The following is a 14,208-nucleotide window of genomic DNA, read 5'->3' as shown; positions in this document are numbered from 1 at the left end:
GATAAACTCAAGAATTACCGATATTTAATTCCAGAAAAAATTCATCAAACAAAAAGATTTGGAACTAATTCCATTGAAAGGAAAAATTTAAGTATAAGAACTCATCTAAAAAGATTGAACAGAAAAACAATTTGTTTTAGTAAAAGTATTGTAATTTTAGAATCTGTTCTAAAAATATACTTTTGGACATGATTTCATTTTAAATATCTGTTTTTTATATCTGAAAAATTAGAACACTTTTATTACGGATATAAAAAACAGACAGCTAATTATCTACTCAAGATTCCTCAATTTCACCTCTTTTTTAAGATAAGTTTTGTAATCTTCTGCAAACATTCCGATGTAAGTTCCTTTTTTAAGGTCTCTGTTGACGCCGGTTTTGCCTAAAAGTACAGAACCACTTGCGATGGTATTTCCGGAAGCGATACCCACTTGTCCCCATAAAGTTACTTCATCACCAATAATGCAGCATCCAGCAACGCCGACTTGTGAAGCGATAAGACATTTTTTACCGATTACGGTATCGTGACCGATCTGAATCTGATTATCTAAAACAGAGCCTTCGCCAATGATCGTAGAATCTGTCACTCCCCTATCGATGGTACATCCGTTCCCGATTTCTACATTGTTTTCAATGATTACATTTCCTACAGAGATGAGGCGGTCAAAATTTCCGTTGAGTTTTCTGTAATAAAATGCATCACCGCCCAAAACAGTGTTGGATTGGATTACCACATTATCCCCAATTACAGTGCGGTCACCAATCACAACGTTTGGAAAAATCAAAGTATTCTTTCCGATGGTTATATTGTTTCCTAAAACTGCTGAAGGATGAATTTTTGTTCCTTCCCCAATTTCCACGTCATGAAGGGTTTCTGTGAAATTGTAGATTCTTGTAAAATGGGTATTGATCTTATTGAAATCTCTGAAAGGATCGTCTGAAACCAAAATCGCTTTACCTTCCGGACATTCTACTTCCTTATCGATTAAGATAATGGTTGCTGCAGAATTTAAAGCTTTATCGTAGTATTTTGGGTGGTTTACGAAAACAATTTCGCCAGATTTTACTCTGTGAATTTCGTTGGTTCCCAATACTTCAAAATCTTCAGAGCCAATAAATTTTGCTCCGATAAGGTCTGCAATTGTTTTCAGTTTTTGTGGCTGATGAAACGTCATGGTTTATAAGTGATAAATGATGGGTAATAAGTAATGAGCAATATTTGATAATTAATTATCGATTTGATTGCAATTTTTTGTACATCTATAATTTGCAGCCCGACCTGAGTGGAGCTCTTTTTGCCGGAGCGAAGCGGAGGCAAAAAAGCGGGAACGGAGGGCGGAAATTGCTGCCATAAAAATAAAAAAGGCTCCTGAACATCRTCAAAAAGCTTTTATAATAAGAAAGCTGGAAAACTTCACGCTTCCAGCTTCCTGCAATATTTTTTACTTTACTCTTTCCAAGTAAGAACCGTCTTCTGTACTCACTTTGATTTTGTCTCCCGGCTCGATGAACAAAGGAACCATTACTCTTGCTCCTGTCTCAACGATCGCGTTTTTAAGGGCATTTGTAGCCGTGTTTCCTTTTACTCCCGGATCAGCTTCTACAACTTCTAAATAAACAGATTGTGGCAATTCGGCAGAAAGCGGAGTCTCGTCAACTTCTTTCAAAATAATGGTAACTTCTTCTCCTGCTTTCATCAGGTTTGAGTTTTCAATCATTTCTTTGTTTAAATACAACTGAGAAAAATCTTCGTTATTCATAAAGTGGAAACCATTCTCATCATCATAAAGATACTGGAATTTTCTCGTGATCACTTTTACTTCATCAATTTTGTGACCTGCAGAGAAAGTATTATCGATCACTTTACCGTTGGTTACAGACTTTAATTTTGTTCTCACGAAAGCCGGGCCTTTCCCTGGTTTTACGTGAAGAAATTCGATTACTTTAAAAATATCGTTGCTGTATTCTATACAAAGACCTTTTCTGATATCGTTACTTGTTGCCATTATTTTTTTGTATGTTATTTTTTATTTTGATTTGTAGACCTGAAGATTCATTAATTGTCTCCCAACCATATCCATCGCATCAATTCTTGGTCTGTAAAATGTTCCCGCATCTACAGAAGTTACAGAGCGACTGTTAATCGTTGTATTAAAGTTGATGCTATTTATTAAAAGCTGGTTAAGATTTTTATTAACCTCAGAATAATTCTTTATATCTGAATTGAAACTTGAAAAAGATTTTTTTGAATAATTCAGAATTGAATTTACATTTTTCACTGCTATTGAATCTTTAAAACTCAATGATAAATCTTTTTTCTGCTGCGCAAAAATAAAAGAAGAAAATACTATAAAAATCAATACTAAATTTTTCATCGTAAGCTACTTTAAATTATTCTTTACCTGTTCCGTATCCTTTTACAATACCTCCCGGCGAGTTTTTGATGAATTCTAAGATCTCATCTCTTTCAGCCGTCGGAAGCATTTCTTTTTCGATGTAAACCAATGCCTGTGTAACATTCATTTTCATCTGGAAAATATATCTGTAAATTTTCTGGATTTCGAAAATTTTATCGTTGGTAAAACCTCTTCTTCTTAATCCCACAGAATTGATCCCGGCGTAAGAAATTGGTTCTCTTGCAACTTTTATATAAGGCGGAATATCTTTTCTGATTAATGATCCCCCGGAAACCATCGTATGTTTCCCGATTTTTCCGAACTGTTGCACAGCCGAAAGACCGCCCATTACCGTAAAATCACCTATTTCAACGTGACCTGCAATACCGCAACCGTTTGCAATAATTACATTGTTACCAATGATACAATCGTGGGCAACGTGGGAAGTTGCCATAATCAGGCAGTTATCTCCTACTTTGGTGTACCCTAAAGCTTTTGTTCCTTTGTTTACTGTTACGCATTCCCTCAAAGTCGTATTATCTCCGATGATGGTTTGTGTATCTTCACCGTCAAACTTTAAATCCTGCGGAATTGCAGAAATTACCGTTCCCGGGAAAATTTTACAGTTTTTTCCGATTCTTGCACCATCCATGATGGTTACATTAGACCCTATCCATGTACCTTCACCAATCTCCACATCTGCAGCAATTGTTGTGAAAGGTTCTACTACTACATTTTTGCCAATTTTTGCACGTTTATCTACGGCCGCTAATTGATGAATCATTTAATCAATTTTATTTTTTGCAACTTGAGCCATTAATTCTGCTTCTACCGCAACAGTATCCCCCACATATCCGTAACCCTGCATATGAACAATCCCTCTTCTGATAGGCTCGATTAATTCAATTTTGAAAATCATTGTATCACCCGGAACAACTTTTCTCTTAAATTTCACTTTATCAATTTTAATGAAATACGTTGAATAATTTTCAGGATCCGGAACGCTTGCCAAAACCAGAATTCCTCCGGTTTGTGCTAAAGCTTCTACCTGCAAAACTCCCGGCATCACCGGTTCTTTAGGAAAATGTCCAACGAAGAAAGGTTCATTCATAGTAACATTTTTCAAACCAACCACGTGAGAGTCTGAAAGCTCAAGAACTTTATCGATTAACAAAAACGGCGGTCTGTGAGGCATCAGCTTCATAATTCCGTTAATATCGAAAACCGGTTCTTTCGTTAAATCAAAATCGGGAACATTTTTCTTTTTTTGTAATTTCCACTGACGGTTCAGTTTTTTAGCAAACTGGGTATTTACAAAATGTCCCGGTTTGTTGGCAATAATTTTACCTTTAATTTTAACTCCGCACAACGCCAAATCACCGATTACATCTAGTAATTTGTGTCTTGCAGCTTCATTCGGATAGTTTAGATTTAAATTATCTAAAATTCCGTTTGGTCTTATTGAAACATTATCTTTACCGAAAGCTTTTTTCAGTTTTTCAGTAGTTTCCGGAGTAAGGTCTTTATCAACGTAAACGATGGCATTAGAAATGTCTCCGCCTTTGATTAAACCGTGATCAAGAAGCATTTCTAATTCATGCAAAAAGCTGAATGTTCTTGCAGAAGAGATTTCTTCTTTAAATTCTGAAATATTTTTAAGCGTAGCATTCTGAGTTCCTAAAACTTTAGTCCCAAAATCTACCATCGTAGTCACTTCGTAATGATCTGAAGGAATAATTGTAATTTCTGAACCTGTTGCAGGATCGCTGTAGCTCAGTACTTCCTTCACAACAAGATATTCTCTTGCAACAGTCTGTTCTACGATACCTACACTTTCGATCGCTTCTACAAAAAACTTCGAAGAACCATCTAAAATCGGAGGCTCAGAAGCATTCATTTCCAAAACAGCATTGTCGATATCACAACCTACCAAAGCAGCCAAAAGATGTTCGCAAGTATTGATCTTAACACCCAGTTTCTCTAAAGTTGTTCCTCTTTCTGTAGCCACCACGTAATTTACGTCTGCTTCTACATGAGGTCTTCCTTCAAGATCTGTTCGTACAAAAACAAAACCTGTATTTTCTTTTGCAGGTTTAATGGTTAATTTTACTTCTTTACCAGTATGAAGACCTATTCCAGAAAGAGTAACCTCTTCCTGAAGGGTTTTTTGCATATCACTCATTAGTATGATCTTTTGAGTTATTCTCAAGATTATTTATTCTTTTTGCAAGCTCAGGAAGGTTCCTGAAATGCACATAGCTTCTAAGATAGTCGTTATAGCTTATCGCCGGAGAACCATAAACGGTTTCTTTATCATTAACGCCGGAGTTTACCCCGCTCTGCGCCTGAATTTTCACTTGGTTTCCTATTTTTATATGGCCTACGATTCCAACCTGACCTCCCACCTGGTTCCAGTCACCAATGGTTGTAGAACCTGCAATTCCTGCTTGTGCAGCAATTACATTGTGCGAACCGATTTTTACATTGTGTGCAATTTGAATCAGATTGTCGATCTTTGTACCTTTTCCGATCGTTGTAGAGCCAATTGTTGCTCTGTCGATACTACAGTTAGAGCCGATTTCCACATTATCTTCGATGATAACATTTCCGAGTTGAGGAATTTTTTGGAAACCTTCCGGTGTAGGCTGAAAACCAAATCCGTCACCGCCAATAACCGTATTGGAATGTATTACACAATTATCGCCAATAATACAGTAGTCGTAAATTCTTGCACCACTGTCAATTTTACAGTTTTTACCTATTTTCACACCTTTACCAATGTACACCTGCGGAAAAATCTGTGTACCTTCTCCAATTTTAGCTTTTTCTGAAACATAGGTAAAGGTTCCGATATAAACTTTATCTCCGATAACAGCAGTTTCGTGAATGGAAGATCCATCTTCAATACCTTCTTTTCTGCCCTGCATTTCCTGATACAGATTCATTAAAATCTGAAAAGAAAGATAGGCATCTTTTACAACTATAATAGTAGGATTATATTGATCTTTATTGATAAGTTTCTCGGTAACAATAAGTACCGAACATTGCGAAGTCTCTATGTGATGCGCAAAACGATCCTGCGCAACAAAAGAAAGATGACCGGATTCTCCGCTCTCGATCGGTGAAACTCCGGTAATAAGTGCGTTTTCGTCACCTATAATTTTTCCGTTGATAAAACTTGCAATTTGCGAAGCTGTAAATTCCATATTCTGCAAAGATAAGAAATTCTCTTATTCGCAAACATTTTTTAGTTTGTGGAATATAGATTTTAATATAATTTAAGAGAAATTAATCATTACATTCTGGGAAATGCAAGAATGTACCTCTTTGTCTTATGCACGATTAGGCCTGATAAAAGCTGATCTTCCGACTCATCAAGTTTCAAAACTTTTCCGCTTTTCTGAAGAAGATAAATTGGCTGCTTTTCTGTATCGTAAGGAAGTAAACTTCTTGTAATCTGATGCACCAATTCGGCGCCGTTATCGATTTCAAAAAATTCATTCGTATTTTTTATTTTTTCTTCAATAAATTTTTCGTCGAAAGGATGTGAAGAGATAATGGTTTTTGGAAAATTACGCTGAATCATACATTTACACCAATAAGCAAGAACAAAATCTTCAGATTTCTGCCATAATTTCATCGCCTGGATGACGTCATTATCGTCAAGCTGCGTAAAACGCTCCACATCTTCATCGGTTGCAGCACTTTTTCCTCTATTTAAAAAATATTTCAGGTTTTCGGTTGCTGGCAAATCAATTCCTTCTGAAACAAGGTATTTTGCTCTTTCAAGGATTTTCACCAGAATAAATTCTGCCAAAGCCGCAGTTTTGTGGTAATAAACCTGCCAATACATAAACATTCTTGCCGTAAGAAAGTTTTCGATGGAATAAACACCTTTCGCATCGATAACCAATTCTTCTTCGCAAACATTCATCATTGAAATAATCCTTTGCGTATTGATATTCCCTTCTGAAACTCCTGTGAAAAAGCTGTCTCTATTTAAATAATCCAATCGATCAACATCCAGTTGAGAACTGATAAGCTGGTTAAAAAACTTCCTGTGGTATTTCCCCTGAAACATTTCTATTGCTGTCGACAATTGCCCGTCAAATTCATCATTCAGCCTGTTCATCAATAATAATGAAAGATTTTCGTGATGCCAATCATCCATCAGCATACTTTCCAACGCATGAGAAAACGGACCGTGACCAATATCGTGCATCAGAATTGCCAACATTGCGCCTTTTTCTTCTTCCACAGAAATGGCAACACCTTTCTGCTTTAGAGTTTCTAAAGCGGTAAACATCAAATGCATCGCACCGATGGCATGATGAAACCTTGTATGCGTTGCACCCGGAAAAATCAAATTTAAAAGCCCAGTCTGCGAAATCCTTCTTAATCTTTGGAAATAAGGATGTTCAATAACATCAAATAAGATTTCGTGAGGGATTTTGATGAAACCGTGTACCGGATCGTTGATAATTTTAAGCTTATTCTGCATGGAAATATTCTGAGACTATTGCAAAATTAGGTTTTTAAAGTCAAATCAAAGAAAACAGCCGATTATTATTTAGAATATAAAGGTTAAAATTTGTTTATAAATCGCAGTATTTGTCTTATCTTCATAGAATAATTCAGGATTGAATATTTATCGAAAATCTTTAACTAAGATTTAACTTTTAAGCCTTTTATTTTGGCAGATTTTAGAAAGTTTTGGTCGCAGTTTTGATAGTATAATCCGCATAAAAAAATAAAACTTGTATGTCAAATAAAATATTATGGATTGATGATGAAATAGATCTACTAAAACCTCATATCGTTTTTCTCGAAAAAAAGGGTTACGCTGTAACTCCGGTGAATAATGTGAACGAGGCTTTAGAACTGATTGATTCTGAAAAGTTTGATCTAACATTAATCGATGAAAATATGCCGGGAATTTCCGGCCTGGAAGCAATCCCGATGATTAAAGAGAAAGACAATTCTCTGAAGATCGTGATGGTAACGAAAAGCGAGGAAGAGCACATCATGGAAGAAGCGATCGGATCTCAGATTGCAGATTATATTTTGAAGCCTGTTAACCCAAACCAAATTTTGCTTTCATTGAAAAAGAATCTTCAGGAGGAAAATTTGGTAGAGCAGAAAACAATTCTTCAGTATCAGCAGGAATTCAGAAACCTTTCGATGGAACTTTCTTATTTAAGAACTTACCAGGATTGGGCAGAATATTATAAAAAAATCGTGAATTGGGAGCTTAAATTTGATAAAGTAACCGATAATGAGTTTGCAGACCTTCTTCAGTCTCAAAAAGAAGAAGCCAACATTCAGTTTGCGAAATTTATTGAAAACAATTACGAAGACTGGTTGAGTGGTTCTGAAAAACCAATGATGAGCCACACTTTATTTAAAGATAAAGTAAAACCTGAAGTTGAAAAAGAGAAAGTTCTTCTTTTAATGATCGACAACCTGAGATACGATCAGTGGAAAGTAATAGAACCTCTTTTTACCAAATTTTACAATAAAGTTTCAGAAGATTATTATTACAGTATCCTTCCTACTGCTACGCAATACGCAAGAAACTCTTTTTTCGCAGGGCTTTTGCCTTCAGAAATTGAAAAGCGTTTCCCTGATAAATGGTTTAATGACAATGAAGAAGGAAACAAGAATGAATTTGAACGTGACTTCCTTGAAGATCAGATGAAAAGAGTGGGTTTAAGTTCAAAATCGATGAAGTACCTTAAAGTTCTGAATGCTGATTTTGAAAAAAAGATCTACGAAGATTTTAACCAGCACAAAAACAATGATCTTTTGGTAATTGTTTACAACTTTATTGATATTCTTTCGCATGCAAAAACCGACAATCATATTGTAGATCAGCTGATCAGAGATGATAAAACATTCAGATCTTTAACATCAAACTGGTTTGAGAACTCTTCTTTAATAAAAATTATAAAGCTTGCAGCAGAAAGCGGTTTTAAATTGGTGATTACAACCGATCACGGAACGGTTTATGTAAAAAAACCAAGCCGTGTTGTCGGTGACAGAGAAACCTCAACAAACATCCGTTATAAAACAGGAAAAAGCTTAACGTATGATGATAAAGATGTTTGGGCAGTGAGCAATCCTGAAAAACTGTTTTTACCTAAAGGAAACCTGAGCTCGAAATATATTTTTGCCAAGAACAATACTTTTTTAGCTTATCCCAAAAACTACAATCATTTTGTAAATTATTATAAAGAAACTTATCAGCACGGCGGAATTTCTTTGGAGGAATGTATTATTCCGATCAGTATTCTGGAACCGAAATAGATTTTAAATAAAATAAAATAAAATTACAAAAGCCTCTTCAATATCTGAAGAGGCTTAATCATTATATGGATTAATAATAATGATTTATGAAAAAAAAACTACTTTTTAATTATTTTATAAATTTGTGTTTGCTGCTTTGAAGTTACTTTCACCAAATACACACCTTCCTTCAACTGCGACACGTTGATTTCAGAATTTGCTGAATTAGGCTGAAAATTCATTAATCTCTGACCTGCAAAGTTTGTAATTTCTACATTTTCTACTGCATTTTTAGCTGTAATTCTGAGAATTCCGTTTGTAGGATTTGGTGACAATGCCAATTCAGGAATTGTATCGATATCATTCACACCCAAAGTTACCGCCTGGCAAGAAGACGTTTGTGTACAACCTGCAAGCGTAATAATTACTGCATAATTTCCTGCAACAGTAGGTGTGAAAGACTGTGTAGCAACTCCTACAGGCGTATTTCCGCTGTTACAATTAACCCACTGATAAGTTGCGCCTGCTTGCGAAGCAGTAAGCGTAGATCCTGAAACTGTAACTGTACTGTTGATATTCGGTGTCGCAACAGTTGAAGTTCCTGCAATAAAATTTGAGACAGTTCCATTCAAAGCAAAGCCATTTAAAGTTCCCGTATAAGAACCTGCAGAACTAGTTATGGAAGTTACAGTACTGTTATTTGAATTTGCAGTACCTTCATTCATTTTAAAATAAGCCGCAAGATTTGCTGGCGGTGTACAAAACTGGTAATTTTTATTAGCCTGAATTTCAGCCTGCGTAAGGGCTTTGTCCCAAACACGAACCTCATCTATACTTCCATTGAAAAACCCTCCAAAACTAGAATTAATTCTTCTTCCGATAATCATGTTGGTAAGTGCCACTGTATTTGTAAGGGTACTGATATCGCCCTGTACATCTAAATTTCCGTCTACATACAATTTATATCTGTTACCTAAAATGGCATTATCATAAGTAACGGCTATATGATGCCAATTATCGTCATTAAGTGTGATATTTCCGTTGAGACCGCCACCTTTATTTTCTATTCTCAGCTTGTAGCTTCCGCTTACATTGTTAATCCTCACGGTAAATCGTCCCCCGTTTACGTTATCAGATCCCCAAGTCGTCACCAGGTTTTCTCCAGAAGTTGTTGCTGGCAATTTTATCCATGCTTCTACAGTACGAGCTGTATTACCTAAAATACCTGGAAAATTTGTTTGGATATAATCATTAGTCCCATCAAAATTAAGAGCATTTTGTTGAGCATTCAGTCCTGAAACTGATCCTAATAAAACAGTAAATACTGTTGCAAATTTTAATTTTTTCTTAAGTAGATTTTTATGCATACTGAAATAATTTTGTTTCGCCTAAATTACATTTCGAGTAAAAAACTCAAGAGCAATCTCGTTCCAAAAACTATCATTCTCGTTGCAAGCCCTGATTTAGTGGTATTTATTGGGTGTTTTTCCAAAATATTCTTTAAAACATTTGGTAAAATAGGAAGGGGTATTAAATCCTGTCATATAAGCAACTTCAGAAACACTGTAATCCTGCTTCAAAAATTCTGCAGCTTTTCTAAGCCTGTAAATTTTAATAATTTCTCCTGCAGGAATATTAAACATCATTTTTACTTTTCGGTGAAGGCTCGTTCGGCTCATTGACAATTCAGAAGCCAATTCATCGACGCTGAAATTGTTATCATCTAAATTTTCATCAATGATATTATAAATTCTGTTGAGAAATTCCTGGTGTAGGTTTTCTGTTGAATCAGGTTGTGCATTTTCGGATTCATCAATAATTTTATCCGGCTGTAAAAACTGCTTCCGGAAATATTCAAATTGGCGGTACTGCAGGTTCAGCAGATTTTCTATCCTTAATTTAAGTTCTTCTACGCTGAAAGGCTTCACAATATAATCGTTGGCTCCGTAAGAAAGACCTTCAAGCTTACTTTCTGCATCAGCTTTTGCAGTGAGCATAATAATAGGAATGTGATTGATATTGACATTGGTTTTTACCGCTTTGCAAAATTCAAAACCATCCATTTCGCTCATTGCAACATCAGTTATAATAAGATCGGGCATTTTCTCATGAGTAATTTCTAATGCTTCTTTACCGTTTGCTGCCGTTAAAACATAATATGAACTTTCTAGATTTTCGGCAATAAACTGAGCCAGATCACCTGGATCGACAAACCGTTGATCTCTTTATTTACTTTTACCGTTATCGTATCACCATTTTCGCAAAATTTAATAGAATTTGAAATCAAATTATATAAAATACGGTCTAAAGTATTGATTGAAAATAGAAATTCTGCTTTTTCAGGAGATTCCAGGTTGAGCAAAATCCCCTTATCCAAGGCAGTTTCGGAGAAGGCTTTTATAATATTTAAAACTACCGGAACAATGTCTCCCCATACAAAAACAGGTTTCAAAACTCCTGCTTCAAGTTTTGCCACATCAATAAGCTGATCGGTAAGCTGTATGAGACTGTTTGTATTTTTGTTGATCATCCCAAACAGTTTTTCTTTTTCTTCTTCTGACTCCGCAGATTTCAGTTGCTCTGCAGGTCCTATAATTAAAGCCAGCGGAGTGCGGAACTCGTGAGCGATATTGGCGAAAAATTTTGTTTTTATTTTATCGAGCCTGCGTAATTCCTGAGCTTCTTTCTGCTTTAGAAGGATTGAATTTTTAATAATCTCCTGATTGATCCTGAATCTTATCAGCCAAAAAATTCCTCCAATTAAAATGATTAAATAAACTATAATTGCCAACCATGTTTTCCACCAGGGCGGCGTTACTTTTATCGTTAAAGATTTGATAAGGCTACTCCAGTTTCCTGTGGTGTTTGTAGCGTTTACCTCAAAAACATATTTTCCGGGCGGAAGCTTTGTAAAAACAGCTTCGGTATTATTTCCAGCAAAAATCCACTCATCCTGATAACCTTTCAGACGGTAACGATACTGAATTTGCTGAGGCTGGTTGTATTGCAGTGCCGCAAAACTTATAGAAACCGTATTTTCAAAATAATCTACAGAAAGTTCTTTAATCTGGTTTACAGGGTTCAGATTTCTTTCGGCAAGATTGATTTGTTCGTTATTGAGTGTAATTTGCGTGATAGCAGTTGGAGGTGAAAAATGATCTTTTTTAATATCTTCCGGATTGAAAATAACGTAGCTTTTTGCACCGCCAAAAGCCAATTTTCCATTGGGAAGCATCAATTGGTGAAACCTGTTGAACTCAACATTTTCTAAACCGTGAGAACGTGTAAAAATTCTTATTTTATAAGTTTTAGGATTAAATTTTAAAAGTCCTTTATTGGTTCCCATCCATAGATTTCCCGATTGATCAGGAAGAATAGAATATATTACATTATCGGGAAAACCTTCTTTTCCTGAAAATATTTTTACTTTATTGGTGTTCTTATTGTATTGAATAAGACCATCATTGCTGCCAATCCACAAAATATCATCATTTTCCGGATCAGGAACAAGAGAAATCAGATGATTAACAGGAAGATCTTTTGTGTTGTTTTTTATGTAATCAATTTTTTTTGTGCTAAAATTGACCTTAACGATGCCGTGAGATTCTGTTATCACCCAAAGTATTTTGGTTTTGTGATCAAAATAAATATTGGTGGGTTTTATATTAATTTTAAAACGATCTGATGAAAATACAAGCTCCCATTTTTCATTTCGAAACAGATAAATATTATTAAAATCATCAATCACAACCGGAGATTCGTCATAAAGACTGATTCCTTTTATGGGCGCAAAATTTTTATTGTTAAATTTTGGCAGCTCAGGTAAACGAAACATTTTCCCGATTGAGGTATCATAATAAGAAACTATACGATTCAGGGCAATCCAGTTTTTATTTTTGCCAACAACAGATCTCAAAAAATAAGAAGACGGCAAAACACCGTATTGCTCTTTCCAGTTAAAAAAATCGTAAGCAGAAATTCCGTAAAAATTTTTCAGAAGATCAGCTGCAAAATCTTTTTCAAAATGAAAAGACTGAAAATTAAGCTTTGGATCTATCGTATAAATTCCTTCTGCATCACCGCCAATCCACATTAAACCTGAATTATCTACAAGAAAAGCTTGCGGCATTCTGTTTTTTTCTAAATTGAGGACAGCGGTCACATATGATAAGGAATAGCAATGTTTGTAAATCTGTTGTTTTTTTCATCAAAAAACTTCAGGTTTTTCTGTGTTAATACCCAAATTTTATTGTTTTTGTCTTCGAGAATGTTGTAAATAATTTCGCCAGAGTAAAGATTCAGGTTGTGACGTTTCAAAATTTTTGTTTGAATATTATAGCTAAAAAGTTCATTTCGCATCGTTTTGAACCACAGAAAGCCGTTCTGATTTATCAACCATGATTTCCGATGAATCGTAATATTATTTTTATCTAAAAATTCTGCACTGATGATATGGTTTATTTTTCCGGAATTTATATCAAAATAGTCGATTCCTGCAGCTTCGTATTTTATCCAAAGTCCATTTTCTCTGCCTTTTCTTAAATAATCTATTGTATTTGAAGCTAAAGAATTTTTATTATTAAACTGATGCTGAAAAGTTTTAAAGTTTTTACCATCGTATCTGGACAGTCCGTTTCGGGTTCCTATCCAGACAAAACCTTCATTATCCTGTTCCAATGCAGAAACAAAAGATTGCGGTAGACCTTCATCTACAGACAAGTGCCTAATATTTTGAGAAAAAAATACCTGTAAACCAAAGAGAAAGAAAAAAAGAAAAAAATTAAGTTTAAGCATATAAACCATTTGCCATTTAAATTCGCAATATACTTATTAAAATAATGTTCTTTTTTATAAAATAACCTAATATTAATTCACATCTGTTAAATACCAAAACAAAAAGAAATAAAATACTGAATTACAATACAATAAGAATTAACACTTATAAAAACAGAAAACTAGTTTTTAATTCAAAAAATAAACAAGTTATGAACGCATTAGATAAACCGGCATTAGTTTTTATAACTTTGCTTTAATATTTATTTTATGAGATTAATTACCTACAACGTCAACGGCATCAGAGCCGCTTTTACAAAAGATTTTTTAGGATGGCTTAAAACTGCAGATCCTGATATAATCTGCATCCAGGAAAGCAAAGCCGGAAATGACCAGATCGATATTGAAAGTCTTGAAAAATCAGGATATCATAGTTATTGGCATTCTGCACAGAGAAAAGGTTATAGCGGGGTCGGAATTGCATCAAAAATAAAACCCAATCACATAGAATATGGTTGCGGAATTGAAAGCTACGACAATGAAGGAAGAATTATCCGCGCTGATTTTGACGGGTTTTCCGTGATTTCGGTGTATGTTCCGTCTGCTTAAAATATTGAACGACTGGATTTTAAAATGCAGTTTTGCCATGATTTTTTAGAATACATTAAAAATTTAAAGAAAGAAATCCCGAATCTGATTATTTCCGGAGATTTTAATATCTGTCATCAAGCGATTGACATTCATAATCCTGTT

13 protein-coding genes and 1 pseudogene are annotated in these 14,208 nt (G+C 34.9%); 3 read left to right on the top strand and 11 right to left on the bottom strand.

Going from position 1 to position 14,208, the window contains the following annotated elements:
- On the top strand, positions 1 to 192 hold a 192-nt coding region (locus AB4Y90_RS09650; RefSeq protein ID WP_441557246.1), incomplete at its 5' end, for an IS1 family transposase.
- 81 nt (positions 193 to 273) lie between these two features.
- Here the strand turns inward: AB4Y90_RS09650 and AB4Y90_RS09645 are convergent.
- The 7 genes from AB4Y90_RS09645 to AB4Y90_RS09615 form a co-directional block, all read right to left on the bottom strand.
- On the bottom strand, positions 274 to 1,176 hold the full coding sequence (locus AB4Y90_RS09645; protein WP_441557245.1) for a UDP-3-O-(3-hydroxymyristoyl)glucosamine N-acyltransferase: 903 nt from the start codon (positions 1,174 to 1,176) through the stop codon (positions 274 to 276).
- A gap of 267 nt (positions 1,177 to 1,443) precedes the next feature.
- Entirely contained in the window at positions 1,444 to 2,007 is a 564-nt protein-coding gene (gene efp, locus AB4Y90_RS09640) for an elongation factor P (RefSeq protein WP_441557244.1), read from the bottom strand.
- A 21-nt stretch (positions 2,008 to 2,028) separates the two neighbouring features.
- Positions 2,029 to 2,376: a hypothetical protein gene (locus AB4Y90_RS09635; protein WP_441557242.1), complete on the bottom strand. Its 348-nt coding sequence runs from the start codon at positions 2,374 to 2,376 to the stop codon at positions 2,029 to 2,031.
- A 16-nt stretch (positions 2,377 to 2,392) separates the two neighbouring features.
- On the bottom strand, positions 2,393 to 3,181 hold the full coding sequence (lpxA, locus tag AB4Y90_RS09630; RefSeq protein WP_408092751.1) for an acyl-ACP--UDP-N-acetylglucosamine O-acyltransferase: 789 nt from the start codon (positions 3,179 to 3,181) through the stop codon (positions 2,393 to 2,395).
- Positions 3,182 to 4,579, bottom strand: coding sequence for a bifunctional UDP-3-O-[3-hydroxymyristoyl] N-acetylglucosamine deacetylase/3-hydroxyacyl-ACP dehydratase (locus tag AB4Y90_RS09625; RefSeq protein ID WP_441557240.1), 1,398 nt, complete (start codon positions 4,577 to 4,579; stop codon positions 3,182 to 3,184). It lies immediately after the preceding gene.
- The gene (gene lpxD, locus AB4Y90_RS09620; protein WP_441557238.1) at positions 4,572 to 5,603 is read right to left on the bottom strand and encodes a UDP-3-O-(3-hydroxymyristoyl)glucosamine N-acyltransferase; all 1,032 of its coding nucleotides are present in this window, start codon (positions 5,601 to 5,603) and stop codon (positions 4,572 to 4,574) included. The genes AB4Y90_RS09625 and lpxD overlap by 8 nt, the downstream gene beginning before the upstream one ends.
- Positions 5,604 to 5,692: 89 nt before the next feature.
- A complete protein-coding gene (locus AB4Y90_RS09615) occupies positions 5,693 to 6,898 on the bottom strand; it encodes an HD domain-containing protein (RefSeq protein ID WP_441557237.1) in 1,206 nt (401 codons plus the stop codon).
- A gap of 260 nt (positions 6,899 to 7,158) precedes the next feature.
- Between AB4Y90_RS09615 and AB4Y90_RS09610 the strand changes: the two genes are divergently transcribed.
- Positions 7,159 to 8,703, top strand: a complete 1,545-nt coding sequence (locus AB4Y90_RS09610; protein WP_441557236.1) for a response regulator — start codon at positions 7,159 to 7,161, stop codon at positions 8,701 to 8,703.
- A 98-nt stretch (positions 8,704 to 8,801) separates the two neighbouring features.
- On the opposite strand, the gene AB4Y90_RS09605 is transcribed toward AB4Y90_RS09610, so the two are convergent.
- The 4 genes from AB4Y90_RS09605 to AB4Y90_RS09590 all read right to left on the bottom strand — a co-directional run bounded on the left by AB4Y90_RS09605 (position 8,802) and on the right by AB4Y90_RS09590 (position 13,401).
- A complete protein-coding gene (locus AB4Y90_RS09605; RefSeq protein ID WP_441557234.1) occupies positions 8,802 to 10,049 on the bottom strand; it encodes a LamG-like jellyroll fold domain-containing protein in 1,248 nt (415 codons plus the stop codon).
- 96 nt (positions 10,050 to 10,145) lie between these two features.
- Entirely contained in the window at positions 10,146 to 10,865 is a 720-nt protein-coding gene (locus tag AB4Y90_RS09600; RefSeq protein ID WP_441557247.1) for a response regulator, read from the bottom strand.
- Positions 10,850 to 12,811 carry a triple tyrosine motif-containing protein gene (locus tag AB4Y90_RS09595; RefSeq protein WP_441557233.1) on the bottom strand — a complete coding sequence of 654 codons (1,962 nt, stop codon included), beginning with the start codon at positions 12,809 to 12,811 and terminating at the stop codon, positions 10,850 to 10,852. Before AB4Y90_RS09595 ends, AB4Y90_RS09600 begins: the two co-directional genes overlap by 16 nt.
- A gap of 29 nt (positions 12,812 to 12,840) precedes the next feature.
- Positions 12,841 to 13,401, bottom strand: coding sequence for a ligand-binding sensor domain-containing protein (locus tag AB4Y90_RS09590; protein WP_441557232.1), 561 nt, complete (start codon positions 13,399 to 13,401; stop codon positions 12,841 to 12,843).
- A gap of 324 nt (positions 13,402 to 13,725) precedes the next feature.
- On the opposite strand from AB4Y90_RS09590, the pseudogene AB4Y90_RS09585 reads away from it, so the two are divergent.
- Positions 13,726 to 14,208, top strand: a pseudogene (locus AB4Y90_RS09585) (exodeoxyribonuclease III); the annotation flags it as partial.

Source organism: Chryseobacterium sp. 2TAF14, assembly GCF_052115105.1.
In the GTDB taxonomy this organism is placed as follows: Bacteria; Bacteroidota; Bacteroidia; order Flavobacteriales; family Weeksellaceae; genus Chryseobacterium.
This window is presented reverse-complemented; position numbering and strand designations above follow the sequence as displayed.

Excerpts from the sequence above, each read along its gene's own strand:
- AB4Y90_RS09645 (WP_441557245.1), bottom strand. The coding sequence starts at position 1,176 with ATGACGTTTCATCAGCCACAAAAACTGAAAACAATTGCAGACCTTATC.
- efp (WP_441557244.1), bottom strand. The coding sequence starts at position 2,007 with ATGGCAACAAGTAACGATATCAGAAAAGGTCTTTGTATAGAATACAGC.
- AB4Y90_RS09635 (WP_441557242.1), bottom strand. The coding sequence starts at position 2,376 with ATGAAAAATTTAGTATTGATTTTTATAGTATTTTCTTCTTTTATTTTT.
- lpxA (WP_408092751.1), bottom strand. The coding sequence starts at position 3,181 with ATGATTCATCAATTAGCGGCCGTAGATAAACGTGCAAAAATTGGCAAA.
- AB4Y90_RS09625 (WP_441557240.1), bottom strand. The coding sequence starts at position 4,579 with ATGAGTGATATGCAAAAAACCCTTCAGGAAGAGGTTACTCTTTCTGGA.
- lpxD (WP_441557238.1), bottom strand. The coding sequence starts at position 5,603 with ATGGAATTTACAGCTTCGCAAATTGCAAGTTTTATCAACGGAAAAATT.
- AB4Y90_RS09615 (WP_441557237.1), bottom strand. The coding sequence starts at position 6,898 with ATGCAGAATAAGCTTAAAATTATCAACGATCCGGTACACGGTTTCATC.
- AB4Y90_RS09610 (WP_441557236.1), top strand. The coding sequence starts at position 7,159 with ATGTCAAATAAAATATTATGGATTGATGATGAAATAGATCTACTAAAA.
- AB4Y90_RS09605 (WP_441557234.1), bottom strand. The coding sequence starts at position 10,049 with ATGCATAAAAATCTACTTAAGAAAAAATTAAAATTTGCAACAGTATTT.
- AB4Y90_RS09595 (WP_441557233.1), bottom strand. The coding sequence starts at position 12,811 with ATGCCGCAAGCTTTTCTTGTAGATAATTCAGGTTTAATGTGGATTGGC.